We start from the raw sequence: 16375 nt of genomic DNA, 5'->3' as shown, positions 1-16375 counted from the left end.
GACTTACCCCAGTAACGGTACTTTTGTGGTGGCGAGTTTAATGATGATGTACAGCACCACCAACGCCAGCGGGAAGGCAATAATGCGCGCCTGCTGACTGTGCATACGACGATAATCGAGTGCAATAAAACCCAAAACGATATAAATGATAACTCCAAACAGCTTTTCAGTCAGCCACTGTGCCTGCCCGGAAAATGGCAGGATGTGCGCTTTAGCCATCAACGCAATGCCGCTTAACAATAACACCGTATCGACAACCGGCGGCACAATGCGCGTCCAACGAGCAAATGCCTGTGGATGCTTCTGATAACGTAGCCAGAAACGTAAGGTTAATAGCCCTACAGAAAGCGCAATGCTAATGAGATGAACGCTAAGCAGTGTAGAAAAACTTGTCATTGATAATAGCGGCCGAGCGTTACGCGCTCGTTATCACCATAGTCCCGACAGGTTTCGACGTCATGATATCCCGCGTGGATAAATGCCTGTCGCACCGCTTCGCCCTGCTGCCAGCCATGTTCCAGAAGCAGAAAGCCGCCGGATACCAGCGCGTTACGCGACTGTTCGATGATATGCACGATGTCTGCCATTCCACTGTCTGCCGCAACCAGCGCAGTGAGCGGCTCAAAGCGGACATCGCCTTGTTGAAGATGCGGGTCCTGCTCGTCGATATACGGTGGGTTACTGACAATCATCGCAAACTGCTGCCCGGCTAGCGCGCTAAACCAGTCGCTTTGCAGAATATGGATATTTTTGATCGCCAGATGCTGGGCATTACGTTGTGCCAGAGAGACAGCATCTGGCATACGATCTACAGCGGTAATTTCACAGTCCGGGCGCTCGCTAGCCAGCGCCAGCGCAATCGCCCCGGTACCCGTCCCGAGATCGAGAATACGGCAAGGCTGTTCAGGCAACCGCGCCAGTGCCTGCTCCACCAGACACTCCGTATCCGGGCGCGGAATTAAGGTCGCTGGCGAAACAAATAACGGCAGCGACCAGAATTCTCGCACCCCGGTTAAATGAGCAATAGGTTCACCATCGCGACGACGCGTCAGTAGCGCATCAAGTTGCTGACATTGTTCGTCAGTCAGCTGCGTTTCACCAAAGGCGAGAATAAAAGTACGCCCTTTGCCGGTAACATGCTCCAGCAGGATTTCAGCATCACGCCGCGGGCTTTCGCTCGCCTGAAGTTGGCTTATTGCTTCACGTAACCAGTGTTGATATTCCATTATTCCTGCTCGGACAACGCCGCCAGTTGGTCGGCCTGATGTTCCTGGATAATCGGTTCAATCAGCATATCCAGCTTACCTTCCATCACTTCATCCAGACGGTAGAGCGTCAGGTTGATGCGGTGATCGGTAACGCGCCCCTGCGGGAAGTTGTAAGTACGGTTACGGTCGCTGCGATCGCCACTCCCCAGCAGGTTACGGCGAGTAGACGCTTCGGCCTGTTGGCGTTTTGCCATTTCTGCTGCGTGGATGCGAGCACCGAGTACTGAAAGTGCTTTAGCTTTGTTTTTATGCTGCGAACGTTCGTCCTGACATTCAACAACAATCCCGGTCGGCAAGTGAGTAATACGAATTGCCGAATCGGTGGTGTTAACGTGCTGACCACCCGCCCCTGACGAGCGGAAAGTATCAATGCGCAAATCTGCTGGGTTGATGTCCGGCAGTTCTGCGTCAGGCAGTTCTGGCATTACCGCAACGGTACAAGCAGAAGTATGAATTCGACCCTGCGATTCCGTAGCAGGCACACGCTGCACGCGATGACCGCCAGATTCGAATTTCAAACGACCATATACACCATCACCGCTAATTTTGGCGATGATCTCTTTATAGCCACCATGTTCACCCTCGCTGGCGCTCATGATTTCTACACGCCAGCGGCGGGCTTCGGCGTAACGGCTGTACATACGGAACAGATCGCCAGCGAAGAGCGCCGCTTCGTCGCCGCCGGTTCCGGCACGGACTTCGAGGAAGGCGTTACGTTCGTCATCAGGATCTTTTGGTAGTAACAGAACCTGTAATTGCTGTTCCAGTTGCTCGCTTTTTTCTTTAGCTTCGCGCAGTTCATCCTGCGCCATCTCACGCATTTCAGGATCGTCGAGCATCATCTGTGCGGTTTCGATATCTTCCTGAACCTGTTGCCAGTCGGTAAAACAGCGCGAAACATCACTTAACTGCGCATATTCGCGTGATAATGCGCGAAAACGTTCCTGGTCGGCGATAGTTTGCGCGTCACCCAGCAACGCCTGAACTTCTTCATGGCGTTCATGCAGGGCTTCCAGTTTGGCAACGATAGAAGGCTTCATAGGCGTAAATGCACCCTGTAAAAAAGAAAATGATGTACTGCTACTCCAGCCCGAGGCTGTCGCGCAGAATATTCAGGCGTTCGTTATCCCCGTCACGGGCAGCCTGTTGAAGTGATTTCGTTGGCGCATGGATCAGGCGGTTAGTCAGTTTCCATGCCAGATCCTGCATAATGGCTTGCGCGTCGCCGCCCTGCTCAAGGGCTGCTAACGCTTTGGCGGTTAACTCATCGCGAACTTGCTCTGCCTGGCTGCGATACTCGCGAATGGTTTCGCTGGCACTTTGTGCACGCAGCCAGGCCATAAATTCGCTGGTTTCCTGAGCGACGATAGTCTCCGCCTCAACTGCGGCAGCTTTACGTTGCGCCAGGTTGTGCGAAATAATGCTTTGTAGATCGTCAACACTATAAAGGTAAGCATTCGCCAGTTTGCCAACTTCCGGCTCAACATCGCGCGGAACGGCAATATCTACCAACAGCATCGGTTGGTTGCGACGGCTTTTTAATGCGCGCTCCACCATGCCTTTACCGATAATCGGCAACGGACTGGCGGTAGAACTAATGATGATATCGGCTTCGCGCAGACGTTCGTCAATATCGCTCAAGGCAATCACTTCTGCGCCGACTTCATCTGCCAGAATTTGGGCGCGTTCGCGAGTACGGTTGGCGATAATCATCTTCTGTACTTTGTGTTCACGTAGATGACGCGCCACCAGCTCGATAGTCTCCCCCGCGCCAACCAGCAATACTGTTACCGTAGAGAGCGATTCAAAGATCTGCCGCGCCAGCGTGCAAGCCGCAAAAGCGACAGACACAGCGCTGGCACCGATATCGGTTTCAGTGCGAACGCGTTTCGCTACAGAGAAAGATTTCTGGAACATGCGTTCCAGTTCGCTGGCCTTCATATGACCTTTTTGCGAATCAGCAAAGGCTTTTTTTACCTGACCGAGGATCTGCGGCTCCCCCAGAACCAGTGAATCCAGGCCGCTGGCAACACGCATTAAATGGCTAACCGCGTCGTTATCCTGATGCCAGTAGAGGCTTTTACGCAGGTCTTCTTCATTAAGATTGTGATAATCGCAAAGCCAGCGGATTAACGCCTCTTGCAGGTTATCCTGCTCTTCAACGCTAAGATAAAGTTCCGTGCGATTGCACGTCGACAGCACCACGCCGCCCTGCACCATCGGCTGCGCAAGCAGGCTGTCAAGCGCCTGATCGAGCTTATCCGGCGAAAACGATACACGTTCTCGCAGCGATACAGGTGCCGTTTTATGGTTGATACCGAGTGCTAAAAGGGTCATGTCTGCGGGAAATAATACCAACGTTGATAGGGTTAGTCTGCTTGCATCATACAGGATGCGTAAGATCAATAAAAGAGAGCGCCCCCTTTTGGAGTAATTGCCGAAAGCCGTTAGATTCTGGCAATTAAGACAACTTGAACATAGACGATAGCGGGCGGTAACGCTAGCATTAAGGGTTATAACTGCAACGTATCTCAAGGACTTGTCATCACTATGCCCCTGCCCGATTTTCGTCTTATCCGCCTGCTACCGCTGGCTGCTCTTGTGCTCACTGCCTGTTCCGTTACCACGCCCAAAGGTCCTGGCAAAAGCCCGGATTCGCCACAATGGCGTCAGCATCAGCAAGACGTGCGCAATCTTAATCAGTATCAAACTCGCGGCGCGTTCGCTTATATTTCTGACCAACAAAAAGTGTACGCCCGTTTCTTCTGGCAGCAAACTGGCCAGGAGCGCTACCGTCTGCTGCTGACTAACCCATTGGGCAGCACGGAACTGGAGCTGAATGCTCAACCGGGTAACGTGCAGTTAGTCGACAATAAAGGTCAGCGTTATACCGCCGATGACGCTGAAGAGATGATTGGCAAATTGACCGGAATGCCGATTCCGCTCAACAGTTTGCGTCAGTGGATTTTAGGTTTACCGGGTGATGCAACCGACTACAAACTGGACGATCAATATCGCCTCAGCGAAATCACCTACAGCCAAAACGGCAAAAACTGGAAAGTTGTTTACGGTGGTTATGACACCAAAACGCAACCTGCGATGCCAGCCAATATGGAACTCACCGATGGTGGTCAGCGCATCAAGTTAAAAATGGATAACTGGATAGTGAAATAATGCGGACACAGTGGCCCTCTCCGGCAAAACTTAATCTGTTTTTATACATTACCGGTCAGCGTGCGGACGGTTACCACACGCTGCAAACGCTGTTTCAGTTCCTGGATTACGGCGACACCATCAGCATTGAGCTTCGTGACGATGGGGATATTCGTCTGTTAACACCCGTTGAAGGCGTGGAACATGAAGATAACCTGATCGTTCGCGCAGCACGGTTGCTGATGAAAACAGCAGCCGCCAGCGGGCGTCTTCCTACGGGAAGCGGTGCAGAAATCAGTATTGACAAGCGTTTGCCGATGGGCGGCGGTCTGGGTGGTGGTTCATCCAATGCCGCGACGGTGCTGGTGGCATTAAACCATCTCTGGCAATGCGGGCTAAGCATTGATGAACTGGCGGAAATGGGGCTGACGCTGGGCGCAGATGTTCCTGTCTTTGTTCGGGGGCATGCCGCGTTTGCCGAAGGCGTTGGTGAAATACTAACGCCGGTGGATCCGCCAGAGAAGTGGTACTTGGTGGCGCACCCTGGTGTAAGTATTCCGACTCCGGTGATTTTTAAAGATCCTGAACTCCCGCGCAATACGCCAAAAAGGTCAATAGAAACGTTGCTAAAATGTGAATTCAGCAATGATTGCGAGGTTATCGCAAGAAAACGTTTTCGCGAGGTTGATGCGGTGCTTTCCTGGCTGTTAGAATACGCCCCGTCGCGCCTGACTGGGACAGGGGCCTGTGTCTTTGCTGAATTTGATACAGAGTCTGAAGCCCGCCAGGTGCTAGAGCAAGCCCCGGAATGGCTCAATGGCTTTGTGGCGAAAGGCGTTAATCTTTCCCCATTGCACAGAGCCATGCTTTAAGCCGGGCAAGCTGAGTTTCGGTGACAACGTCACCTTGTTCCAGACGTTGCATCGCGCTCTTTAATACACCGCCTGGAAAGAATCATGCCTGGCCCGCACAGTTTTCGGCAGATTCTTTCCACCAATGGACGCATGCCTGAGGTTCTTCTCGTGCCTGATATGAAGCTTTTTGCTGGTAACGCCACCCCGGAACTAGCACAACGTATTGCCAACCGCCTGTACACTTCACTCGGCGACGCCGCTGTAGGTCGCTTTAGCGACGGCGAAGTCAGTGTACAAATCAACGAAAATGTACGCGGTGGTGATATTTTCATCATCCAGTCCACTTGTGCCCCTACTAACGACAACCTGATGGAATTAGTCGTTATGGTTGATGCCCTGCGTCGTGCTTCCGCAGGTCGTATCACCGCTGTTATCCCCTACTTTGGCTATGCGCGCCAGGACCGTCGCGTCCGTTCCGCTCGTGTACCAATCACTGCGAAAGTGGTTGCAGACTTCCTCTCCAGCGTCGGTGTTGACCGTGTGCTGACAGTGGATCTGCACGCTGAACAGATTCAGGGTTTCTTCGACGTTCCGGTTGATAACGTATTTGGTAGCCCGATCCTGCTGGAAGACATGCTGCAGCTGAATCTGGATAACCCAATTGTGGTTTCTCCGGACATCGGCGGCGTTGTGCGTGCCCGCGCTATCGCTAAGCTGCTGAACGATACCGATATGGCAATCATCGACAAACGTCGTCCGCGTGCGAACGTTTCCCAGGTGATGCATATCATCGGTGACGTTGCAGGTCGTGACTGCGTACTGGTCGATGATATGATCGACACTGGCGGTACGCTGTGTAAAGCTGCTGAAGCGCTGAAAGAACGTGGTGCTAAACGTGTATTTGCGTACGCGACTCACCCGATCTTCTCTGGCAACGCGGCGAACAACCTGCGTAACTCTGTAATTGATGAAGTCGTTGTCTGCGATACCATTCCGCTGAGCGATGAAATCAAATCACTGCCGAACGTGCGTACTCTGACCCTGTCAGGTATGCTGGCCGAAGCGATTCGTCGTATCAGCAACGAAGAATCGATCTCTGCCATGTTCGAACACTAATCGAACCCGGCTCAAAGACCCGCTGCGGCGGGTTTTTTTGTCTGTAATATCCATTTGTATGACCTATGCCTCCTTCACCTGCCATTTAGTTGACAGATGATGCGCTCACGGATGAAACATTATTGTGAACAAAATATTTTCCTCACATGTGATGCCTTTCCGCGCTCTGATCGACGCTTGCTGGAAAGAAAAATATACTGCCGCACGGTTTACCCGTGACCTGATTGCCGGGATAACCGTCGGGATTATTGCTATCCCGCTGGCGATGGCGTTGGCTATTGGTAGTGGTGTGGCACCCCAGTACGGTTTATATACCGCAGCTGTTGCGGGGATTGTCATTGCTCTGACGGGGGGGTCACGCTTTAGCGTTTCCGGTCCGACTGCGGCATTTGTGGTAATTCTCTATCCCGTTTCGCAACAGTTTGGACTGGCAGGACTGCTGGTCGCGACACTCATGTCAGGTGTCTTTTTGATCCTGATGGGGCTGGCACGCTTTGGTCGCCTGATTGAGTATATTCCGGTTTCCGTCACCTTAGGTTTCACCTCGGGTATCGGGATCACCATCGGTACCATGCAGATTAAAGATTTTCTCGGTCTGCAAATGGCCCATGTCCCGGAGCATTATCTACAAAAAGTCGGCGCATTATTTATGGCGCTGCCGACCATTAATGTGGGTGATGCTGCCATTGGCATTGTGACGCTTGGCATTCTGGTTTTCTGGCCGCGTCTGGGCATTCGTTTACCCGGTCACCTTCCGGCCTTGCTGGCTGGTTGCGCGGTGATGGGAATTGTTAACCTGCTCGGCGGACATGTTGCTACCATCGGTTCGCAATTCCACTACGTCCTGGCCGATGGTACTCAGGGTAACGGTATTCCGCAACTGCTGCCACAGCTGGTACTGCCGTGGGACCTGCCTAATTCAGAATTCACGCTAACCTGGGATTCTATTCGCACACTGCTGCCTGCGGCATTCTCAATGGCAATGCTCGGCGCAATCGAATCTCTGCTCTGTGCCGTGGTGCTGGATGGCATGACCGGGACTAAGCACAAAGCGAACAGTGAACTGGTTGGACAGGGGCTGGGGAATATTATCGCTCCGTTCTTTGGTGGTATTACCGCTACAGCTGCCATCGCGCGTTCTGCCGCTAACGTCCGTGCCGGGGCTACTTCCCCTATCTCGGCGGTGATCCACTCTATTCTGGTTATTCTTGCCCTGCTGGTACTGGCACCGCTGCTCTCCTGGCTGCCGCTTTCCGCCATGGCTGCCCTGTTGTTGATGGTGGCGTGGAACATGAGTGAAGCGCACAAAGTGGTCGACTTGCTGCGTCATGCGCCGAAAGATGACATCATCGTCATGCTGCTGTGCATGTCGCTGACCGTGCTATTTGATATGGTTATTGCCATCAGCGTGGGGATCGTGCTGGCATCGCTACTGTTTATGCGTCGTATCGCACGTATGACTCGCCTGGCACCGGTAGTCGTAGACGTTCCAGACGATGTTCTGGTTCTGCGCGTTATTGGCCCGCTGTTCTTTGCTGCCGCTGAAGGCTTGTTCACGGACCTCGAGTCACGTCTTGAAGGCAAACGGATTGTGATTCTGAAGTGGGATGCCGTTCCGGTACTTGATGCTGGTGGTCTTGATGCGTTCCAGCGTTTTGTGAAGCGTCTACCCGAAGGATGTGAACTGCGCGTGTGCAACGTGGAATTCCAGCCACTGCGCACTATGGCTCGCGCAGGCATTCAACCGATCCCGGGCCGCCTTGCTTTCTTCCCGAATCGTCGCGCGGCGATGGCGGATTTATAAGTACGCGATTGACCAGTCAGCGCAAACTGACTGGTCAGCAAACGGCATTATTTGTTAGCTATGACGGCGATTATCGCTACGGCGGCAACGTTTGTCATAGTGGCGAACCCACCAGTAACGGTCGCACACCTGTTCATGCCCGCCAACACGGGCACCCGCCAGCCAGAGAATGGCACCGACGAAAATACTTAGCACTGCACCATGTGCGAAATACTGGGGCATATTAAACTGTGGTAACTGGTTGAGGATTGAATACCCCACGCCGACCACCATTACCACCAGACCCAACCCCATGAGCACGTTACCGAGTAACGAAGCGTTTTTGCGTTTCATATGTCACCTCCGGAACTTTCTGGGTTGTAACAGGGAATACCCCTCTTCCTTATGTGTAAAGTATAGACAACACCCTGTGGGTTATGTGCGGGCGTGATCACAATTACAACCCTTATTTCAACAAAACTTTACAAATAAACGCCTGAACACCTTGACTTTCTAATAGTCCACTTAGGCAATTATTGCGTTATCTGCATTTGATACGCAGTTTTTTGTCAAGCGGGGCCGCAACCAGTAAACTACGCGCCAGTTATGTACACACTCAGGACAAAAAAACGTGACGATTAAATTGATTGTCGGCCTGGCGAACCCCGGCGCTGAATACGCCGCAACGCGACATAATGCTGGTGCCTGGTTCGTTGACTTACTGGCAGAGCGTTTGCGCGCTCCGCTGCGCGAAGAGGCTAAATTCTTTGGTTATACTTCGCGAGTCACCCTTGGAGGCGAAGATGTCCGCCTGTTAGTCCCGACTACATTTATGAATCTCAGCGGCAAAGCCGTTGCGGCGATGGCCAGTTTTTTCCGCATTAATCCGGACGAAATTCTGGTTGCCCACGACGAACTGGATCTGCCACCTGGCGTCGCCAAATTTAAGTTGGGCGGTGGCCATGGTGGTCACAATGGACTGAAAGACATCATCAGTAAATTGGGTAATAACCCTAACTTTCACCGTTTACGCATCGGAATTGGTCATCCAGGCGATAAAAATAAAGTTGTCGGTTTTGTGTTAGGCAAACCACCTGTTAGTGAACAGAAGTTAATTGATGAAGCCATCGACGAAGCGGCACGTTGTACTGAAATATGGTTTACAGATGGCTTGACCAAAGCAACGAACCGATTGCACGCCTTTAAAGCGCAATAAGTCGTTGTCTGCGGCATTTTTGCCGAGTGCCGTGTATAATAGACAAAGTTATTTCCATTTCTGCAATCTGTTAGCAATAACAGGTTGATTATTAAGATATTAAGGTGATTTAAATCATGGGATTCAAATGCGGTATCGTCGGTTTGCCCAACGTCGGGAAATCTACCCTGTTCAACGCGCTGACCAAAGCCGGTATTGAAGCGGCCAACTTTCCATTCTGTACCATTGAGCCGAACACAGGCGTCGTACCAATGCCTGACCCTCGCCTGGATCAACTGGCTGAAATCGTAAAACCGCAGCGTACGCTTCCCACGACCATGGAATTTGTCGATATCGCCGGTCTGGTAAAAGGCGCATCGAAAGGCGAAGGTCTGGGTAACCAGTTCCTGACCAATATCCGTGAAACCGAAGCGATCGGTCACGTTGTTCGCTGCTTTGAAAATGACAACATCATTCACGTTTCCGGCAAAGTTAACCCGGCTGATGATATTGAAGTTATCAACACCGAACTGGCGCTCGCAGACCTCGACACCTGCGAACGTGCGATTCATCGCGTACAGAAGAAAGCCAAAGGCGGCGATAAAGACGCGAAAGCCGAGCTGGCGGTACTGGAAAAATGCCTGCCACAGCTGGAAAACGCAGGTATGCTGCGCGCGCTGGATTTAAGCGCTGAAGAGAAAGCGGCTATTCGTTACCTGAGCTTCCTGACGCTGAAACCAACAATGTACATCGCCAACGTCAACGAAGACGGTTTTGAAAACAACCCGTATCTTGACCAGGTGCGTGAAATCGCGGCGAAAGAAGGTTCTGTTGTGGTTCCGGTTTGTGCTGCTGTTGAAGCAGACATTGCCGAACTGGACGACGAAGAACGTGACGAGTTTATGCAGGAGCTTGGGCTGGAAGAGCCGGGTCTGAACCGCGTGATCCGTGCCGGTTATAAGCTGCTGAACCTGCAAACTTACTTCACCGCTGGGGTGAAAGAAGTGCGTGCATGGACCATTCCGGTTGGTGCAACCGCGCCGCAGGCCGCTGGCAAAATCCATACTGATTTTGAAAAAGGCTTTATCCGCGCACAAACTATTTCGTTCGAAGATTTCATCACTTACAAAGGTGAACAAGGCGCGAAAGAAGCAGGCAAAATGCGTGCAGAAGGTAAAGATTACATCGTTAAAGATGGCGATGTAATGAACTTCCTGTTCAATGTCTAATTAATTTGTTGTCTCATGAGGTTTCGCTAAATCTCATGAAGAGCGCAAAAGTATATAAAATCCACGCAATTGCGTGGATTTTTCATTTCACCGAGTCCTAACCATTCTTATAACATCCTACACTTTTGTGCTTATTGCCTATAGTGAACCACGAGAATAATTAAAGACATAAGTGTTCAGATGAGGGATATCTCATTAGCAATGAGATCACGTAAGTTTCTGTTCCACTGCACATCAGACACCTTTTACAGCTGATCAATATTGATCACGCTCCAATATGCTGGCGAGAAAAGGACTTGCCTGAAGGGCAATATCCAGCAGATAAAGCCCCCGAATAACGTGATTACGTGCGATCCTGGCAAGATGAAAATGATAACCAGTATCACGATAATAACGATATGCCAGAAAATCCATTGATCAAAAATGAATATCGATGTTTTTTGCTTTTTCTTATTAGTAATGCAAAAATGGCTCATATTGTTTTTGTTATGCAGATACATCAAGCGAAAATCCCATAACTAATTAGGATTATTACCAAAAATATTCACCAAATTATTTAACCGCTATTTGTTGTAATTTTTTTGTCATATTCATAGTAACGAATTGGAATAAGTAACGACAACTTAGGGAATAACTCGATCTAAACTCACCTTTGTAAGGGGGATGTTAAATATATATTAATTCCTGTGTTCCTGATTTTTCCCGGTAATAGCGAATTATTCTCAGAGCAGCTCATCATGATTGCACCATACAAATATCATGATGATAAGAGGATATTATTCATTGACTTAAACAAAATGACAAAATCCATAGACCCATAGCCTGGGTACTATATAGGAGTGGTATGGGCATCAAACAACACAATGGGAATACCAAAGCCGATCGTCTCGCTGAATTAAAAATCCGTTCGCCCTCCATTCAACTGATAAAATATGGCGCTATTGGTTTGAATGCAATTATCTTTTCCCCCCTGCTGATAGCTGCTGATTTAGGAAGTCAAAATGGCACCAATATTACTATTAATGATGGTGACAGAATTACAGGAGATACCGCCGATCCATCAGGAAACCTCTATGGTGTAATGACCCCAGCAGGAAACACGCCTGGCAATATCAACCTGGGTGATGATGTCTCCGTCAATGTCAACGACGCCTCTGGATATGCAAAGGGAATCATTATTCAGGGCAAGAACAGCTCTCTGACAGCTAACCGACTTACAGTAGATGTTGTTGGTCAAACCTCTGCCATCGGCATTAATTTAATTGGTGACTATACACATGCTGACTTAGGCACAGGCAGCACCATTAAGAGTAACGATGACGGCATCATTATTGGGCATAGCTCAACACTAACAGCCTCTCAATTCACCATTGAAAACTCGAACGGTATAGGCCTAACCATCAATGACTATGGCACCAGTGTCGATCTTGGAAGCGGTAGTAAAATCAAGACCGATGGAAGTACAGGTGTTTATATCGGTGGTCTCAACGGCAATAACGCCAATGGTGCTGCGCGTTTTACGGCGACAGACCTGACAATCGATGTTCAGGGCTACAGCGCCATGGGGATAAACGTACAGAAAAACTCTGTTGTCGATCTCGGAACAAACAGTTCCATTAAAACCAATGGCGATAATGCACACGGCCTCTGGAGCTTTGGCCAGGTGAGCACGAATGCACTCACTGTTGATGTAACTGGAGCCGCTGCCAATGGCGTCGAAGTTCGTGGTGGTACAACCACTATCGGTGCTGATAGCCATATTTCTTCCGCGCAGGGCGGTGGCCTCGTAACCAGTGGTTCAGACGCGACAATCAATTTTTCTGGCACGGCAGCGCAACGAAACAGCATCTTTTCCAGCGGTTCTTATGGTGCCTCAGCCCAGACGGCAACGGCTGTTATCAACATGCAAAATACCGATATTACGGTTGATCGTAATGGCAGTCTGGCGCTGGGTTTGTGGGCGCTCAGCGGCGGTAGAATAACCGGAGACAGTTTGGCTATCACCGGCGCGGCAGGAGCCAGGGGGATTTATGCCATGACCAACAGTCAGATCGATCTCACGAGCGATCTGGTCATTGATATGAGTACACCCGACCAGATGGCCATCGCAACGCAACATGACGATGGTTATGCCGCCAGCCGCATCAACGCCTCGGGTCGTATGCTTATCAACGGTAGCGTTCTTTCTAAAGGTGGGCTAATCAATCTGGATATGCACCCTGGGTCGGTTTGGACAGGTTCTTCCCTCAGCGATAATGTCAATGGCGGGAAACTGGACGTTGCAATGAATAACAGCGTCTGGAACGTAACAAGTAATTCTAATCTCGACACGCTGGCGCTGAGCCATTCAACTGTCGATTTTGCCAGCCACGCGTCAACTGCCGGCACATTTACCACATTAAACGTAGAGAACCTGAGCGGTAACAGTACCTTTATTATGCGTGCTGATGTTGTTGGCGAGGGTAATGGCGTTAATAATAAAGGAGATTTATTGAATATCTGCGGGAGTAGTGCTGGTAATCACGTATTGGCTATCCGTAACCAGGGCAGCGAGGCCACAACGGGAAATGAAGTTCTGACAGTGGTAAAAACCACTGACGGCGCGGCCTCGTTCAGCGCGTCTTCTCAGGTTGAGTTGGGGGGATATCTGTATGATGTGCGTAAAAATGGCACTAACTGGGAGCTTTATGCTTCCGGGACAATTCCGGAGCCGACTCCTAATCCAGAGCCCACACCAGCTCCCGCTCAGCCCCCCATAGTCAACCCCGATCCTACGCCTGCCCCCGCTCCCACGCCTAACCCCACCACGACCGCAGATGCTGGCGGCAATTATCTCAATGTCGGTTACTTATTGAACTATGTTGAAAACCGTACGCTGATGCAACGGATGGGTGACCTGCGAAATCAGGGTAAAGACGGTAATATCTGGTTGCGCAGTTATGGGGGAAGCCTGGACTCCTTTGCCAGTGGCAAACTGAGCGGCTTTGACATGGGTTACAGCGGTATCCAGTTTGGTGGGGATAAACGTCTCTCTGATGAAATGCCGTTGTATGTCGGTCTGTATATTGGCTCAACACATGCATCGCCGGACTATAGCGGAGGCGACGGTACCGCACGTTCAGACTACATGGGAATGTACGCCAGTTACATGGCACACAACGGTTTTTACAGCGATCTCGTTGTAAAAGCATCGCACCAGAAAAATAGTTTCCACGTACTGGACAGTCAGAACAACGGCGTTAACGCCAACGGCACTGCGAATGGATTGAGCATCTCCCTGGAAGCCGGGCAGAGGTTCAACCTGACCCCTACTGGTTATGGGTTCTATTTAGAGCCGCAAACCCAGCTCACATACAGCCACCAGAATGGGATGGCTATGAAGGCGAGTAATGGTCTCAATATACATCTGAATCACTACGAATCGCTGCTGGGGCGTGCCAGCATGATACTGGGATATGACATCACCGCAGGCAACAGCCAGCTGAATGTCTATGTGAAGACTGGCGCTATCCGCGAGTTTTCAGGGGATACCGAATATCTGTTGAACAACTCCCGGGAGAAGTACAGTTTCAAAGGTAATGGCTGGAATAACGGCGTGGGAGTCAGTGCACAGTATAACAAACAGCACACATTCTATCTCGAAGCGGATTACACGCAGGGTAACCTCTTTGATCAGAAGCAAGTCAACGGAGGATATCGCTTCAGCTTTTAAGTGCGGGATAGACAAGCCCTTAAACGATGCTGAAAATTGTTAGCGTGCGCCGGAATGAAATACAGATCACTCAGATGTATCAGAAATCGTCTCTGTCTTTCATACCCGGCGCTTAAACTGCCCTGCATCAATGCCATGTTGCTTCATTTTCCGCCACAGCGTAGTGCGGCCGATTCCAAGTAAAGCCGACATTTCCTGAATGCGACCGCCTGTGACCTGGGCTGCGTTAATAATTGCCTCTTTTTCAACTTCCGCAAATGACAGACTGGTGGAAAGGCGAGTGGCGCTGACATCATCTGTCGCCTGCTCGGTAAACAGATGTTCAGGCAAATCACTGACGCGAATGCGCCCGTTATCACTACTCAGAGCAAGATTCTCGATGACGCTGTAAAGTTCAAAATCGTTGCCTGGCCATGCACAAGAAACCAGGCGAGCGAGGGCATCGTCATCAATTTTCAGACGCGTAGAGAAGCGTTTTTCAAGACTGCGTAATTTGTTATTCACCAGCGCCGGAATGCTGCCACGCCGCATACGCAGAGGCGGGATGGTAATTTCAAATGCATGCAGCGCGTAATACAGCTGGCGACTAAACCGATTTTGTTCCACCAGCATTGCCAGGTCAGCAGTCGTTGTGGCAATCACTTTGACATCAATCGGTATTAAACGCCGCGCATCCAGTCGCGTGATAACACCCTGCTTGATAACCTGAAGCAAAGCAGACTGTAACTCCACCGCCAGATATTCAATCTTTTCAAGAAACAGCGTGCCGCCGTGCGCCAGTTCCAGTCGACTCAGACGACCATTTTCATTGTCCGTGCGATCGCCGCCAATAAATTCTTCCGCCAGCGCCGCATCACCATATAACTCACAATTGACGGCGATATAAGGCCCCGCTGCACGCTCACTTTCATTATGAATTGCCTGGCTAAGCAGTGCCTTGCCCACGCCCTCTTCTCCACAAAGCAGGACAGGAAAGCTACTGCGCGCCGCCTGGCGACCAAAATGAATCAAGCGGCGGGTTTGCGGATCGTCCTGTGGCATATGAGCGAAAGTATGGCTGACTTTTCCTAATTGACTGGTCATTAACTGCCGCATCTGTTCCACAGGATGGAGCAACAAAATAAAGCTGGTTCCCTGCGTTTCTATTATCGGTTTAAGGGTTATCACCGCATCAATAAACTGGTGCTGACTTTCAAAGGTTGCTTCTACGTGTTTGAGCGGATGTGCCTGTTTTATTGCTTGTTGTAATACGGCGGGTAACGTTAAGAGTTCAGTGATCGCCCTTCCCTGACTTGCCGTCGCGTCAAGGCGCAAGACCCGCGCCGCCTGGGCATTGATAAATTGCAAATTACCCTGCTCGTCCCAGCTAATCACGCCATCATCCATACTTTCTAACAGGGCATTAAGTTGATTTAAATGACGGTTAGTTTCAGCGAGCAAACTGTCCGTCAGCAGTAAATTTCCGACCTCGCGTGCGATTGCCAGCGTCAACGGCAAATCAGCTGCGGTAGTTTGCTCAACCGGACACGCCAGCGCTATTGTTCCCGTCAATCGGCCCTTGCTGTCAAACAACGGTGTTGCACAAAAGGCCCAGTTCCAGAGTGCCTGTTTGAAATGTTGATCGGCCATCGTTTTCACTGCCTGACCAGAAATAGCCGCTAACGATAGCGCACAGGTACCAATAATTCCCTCTGCGCAATACGTGCCGTCATTGAATCCCAGGACACTAAGCTGGTGCAGCGTTTGTGGATCACCAAAACGACTAAGGATGCAGGCGGTTTCATCAAGGATGAACAGTCCGCACGCCCGCGATTCCATATATTCCCAGGCATCTTCCAGCGCAGCCTGCCCGAGCGTCAGCATCGCTTTCTTACGCCGATAGATAGAAGCAAATGTCACGCCCTGGGCCTGGTGCGGTACGCTCCATGTCTCCCGTTTCATCAGTTTATTGCATCGCTCCCAGGAGGCTGCAATTAAGGGAGATATGCCCCGTTCATCGTTGTTAAAAGCGCCACTCATATCCCGCATCCTTTGTGACAAAAGGTGTTCCGGCTCGCAATTTTTA

Annotated in this window: 13 protein-coding genes; 7 read left to right on the top strand and 6 right to left on the bottom strand. The window is 50.6% G+C overall.

What is annotated here, in order from left to right; all coding sequences use genetic code 11:
• Nucleotides 1-3 precede the first annotated feature (3 nt).
• Genes sirB2 through hemA form a run of 4 tightly spaced genes read right to left on the bottom strand, consistent with a single transcriptional unit; the run spans nt 4 to nt 3605 of the window.
• Entirely contained in the window at nt 4-396 is a 393-nt protein-coding gene (gene sirB2, locus BGE37_RS11180) for an invasion regulator SirB2 (RefSeq protein ID WP_000200378.1), read from the bottom strand.
• Nucleotides 393-1226: a peptide chain release factor N(5)-glutamine methyltransferase gene (gene prmC, locus BGE37_RS11175; RefSeq protein WP_000456456.1), complete on the bottom strand. Its 834-nt coding sequence runs from the start codon at nt 1224-1226 to the stop codon at nt 393-395. The genes sirB2 and prmC overlap by 4 nt, the downstream gene beginning before the upstream one ends.
• Nucleotides 1226-2308, bottom strand: coding sequence for a peptide chain release factor 1 (gene prfA, locus BGE37_RS11170; RefSeq protein WP_000804726.1), 1083 nt, complete (start codon nt 2306-2308; stop codon nt 1226-1228). The genes prmC and prfA overlap by 1 nt, the downstream gene beginning before the upstream one ends.
• A 40-nt stretch (nt 2309-2348) precedes the next feature.
• Complete coding sequence (hemA, locus tag BGE37_RS11165) at nt 2349-3605, bottom strand: glutamyl-tRNA reductase (RefSeq protein ID WP_001299679.1); 1257 nt, start codon at nt 3603-3605, stop codon at nt 2349-2351.
• A gap of 213 nt (nt 3606-3818) precedes the next feature.
• Between hemA and lolB the strand changes: the two genes are divergently transcribed.
• From lolB to dauA, 4 genes are all read left to right on the top strand, one after another.
• Nucleotides 3819-4442: a lipoprotein insertase outer membrane protein LolB gene (gene lolB / locus BGE37_RS11160; protein ID WP_105277384.1), complete on the top strand. Its 624-nt coding sequence runs from the start codon at nt 3819-3821 to the stop codon at nt 4440-4442.
• Nucleotides 4442-5293: a 4-(cytidine 5'-diphospho)-2-C-methyl-D-erythritol kinase gene (ispE, locus tag BGE37_RS11155; protein ID WP_032302911.1), complete on the top strand. Its 852-nt coding sequence runs from the start codon at nt 4442-4444 to the stop codon at nt 5291-5293. Before lolB ends, ispE begins: the two co-directional genes overlap by 1 nt.
• A gap of 150 nt (nt 5294-5443) precedes the next feature.
• On the top strand, nt 5444-6391 hold the full coding sequence (gene prs / locus BGE37_RS11145; RefSeq protein ID WP_001298109.1) for a ribose-phosphate diphosphokinase: 948 nt from the start codon (nt 5444-5446) through the stop codon (nt 6389-6391).
• Between the two features lie 124 nt (nt 6392-6515).
• Nucleotides 6516-8195 carry a C4-dicarboxylic acid transporter DauA gene (gene dauA, locus BGE37_RS11135; protein WP_072039634.1) on the top strand — a complete coding sequence of 560 codons (1680 nt, stop codon included), beginning with the start codon at nt 6516-6518 and terminating at the stop codon, nt 8193-8195.
• A 54-nt stretch (nt 8196-8249) separates the two neighbouring features.
• Here the strand turns inward: dauA and ychH are convergent, their stop codons facing one another.
• Nucleotides 8250-8528, bottom strand: a complete 279-nt coding sequence (ychH, locus tag BGE37_RS11130; RefSeq protein WP_000823885.1) for a stress-induced protein YchH — start codon at nt 8526-8528, stop codon at nt 8250-8252.
• Nucleotides 8529-8805: 277 nt separating this feature from the next.
• On the opposite strand from ychH, the gene pth reads away from it, so the two are divergent.
• From pth to BGE37_RS11105, 3 genes are all read left to right on the top strand, one after another.
• Nucleotides 8806-9390 (top strand): aminoacyl-tRNA hydrolase, encoded by a 585-nt coding sequence (gene pth, locus BGE37_RS11125; RefSeq protein WP_001563148.1) that lies wholly within the window; start codon nt 8806-8808, stop codon nt 9388-9390.
• Between the two features lie 116 nt (nt 9391-9506).
• Complete coding sequence (gene ychF, locus BGE37_RS11120) at nt 9507-10598, top strand: redox-regulated ATPase YchF (RefSeq protein WP_000505866.1); 1092 nt, start codon at nt 9507-9509, stop codon at nt 10596-10598.
• Between the two features lie 844 nt (nt 10599-11442).
• Complete coding sequence (locus tag BGE37_RS11105) at nt 11443-14310, top strand: autotransporter outer membrane beta-barrel domain-containing protein (RefSeq protein ID WP_105288035.1); 2868 nt, start codon at nt 11443-11445, stop codon at nt 14308-14310.
• A 99-nt stretch (nt 14311-14409) separates the two neighbouring features.
• Here BGE37_RS11105 and dhaR read toward each other — a convergent pair whose 3' ends face one another.
• Nucleotides 14410-16329 carry a dihydroxyacetone kinase operon transcriptional regulator DhaR gene (gene dhaR / locus BGE37_RS11100; RefSeq protein ID WP_105288034.1) on the bottom strand — a complete coding sequence of 640 codons (1920 nt, stop codon included), beginning with the start codon at nt 16327-16329 and terminating at the stop codon, nt 14410-14412.
• Between the last annotated feature and the right edge of the window lie 46 nt (nt 16330-16375).

It is taken from the genome of Escherichia sp. MOD1-EC6300 (genome assembly GCF_002965045.1).
GTDB lineage: Bacteria > Pseudomonadota > Gammaproteobacteria > Enterobacterales > Enterobacteriaceae > Escherichia > Escherichia coli_F.
The sequence above is the reverse complement of the archived record's forward strand: the minus strand, read 5'-3'. Positions and strand labels throughout refer to the sequence as shown.

Coding starts and splice junctions, on each gene's coding strand:
- hemA (WP_001299679.1), bottom strand. CDS start 3,605: ATGACCCTTTTAGCACTCGGTATCAACCATAAAACGGCACCTGTATCG.
- ychH (WP_000823885.1), bottom strand. CDS start 8,528: ATGAAACGCAAAAACGCTTCGTTACTCGGTAACGTGCTCATGGGGTTG.
- ychF (WP_000505866.1), top strand. CDS start 9,507: ATGGGATTCAAATGCGGTATCGTCGGTTTGCCCAACGTCGGGAAATCT.
- prfA (WP_000804726.1), bottom strand. CDS start 2,308: ATGAAGCCTTCTATCGTTGCCAAACTGGAAGCCCTGCATGAACGCCAT.
- lolB (WP_105277384.1), top strand. CDS start 3,819: ATGCCCCTGCCCGATTTTCGTCTTATCCGCCTGCTACCGCTGGCTGCT.
- dhaR (WP_105288034.1), bottom strand. CDS start 16,329: ATGAGTGGCGCTTTTAACAACGATGAACGGGGCATATCTCCCTTAATT.
- ispE (WP_032302911.1), top strand. CDS start 4,442: ATGCGGACACAGTGGCCCTCTCCGGCAAAACTTAATCTGTTTTTATAC.
- BGE37_RS11105 (WP_105288035.1), top strand. CDS start 11,443: ATGGGCATCAAACAACACAATGGGAATACCAAAGCCGATCGTCTCGCT.
- sirB2 (WP_000200378.1), bottom strand. CDS start 396: ATGACAAGTTTTTCTACACTGCTTAGCGTTCATCTCATTAGCATTGCG.
- prmC (WP_000456456.1), bottom strand. CDS start 1,226: ATGGAATATCAACACTGGTTACGTGAAGCAATAAGCCAACTTCAGGCG.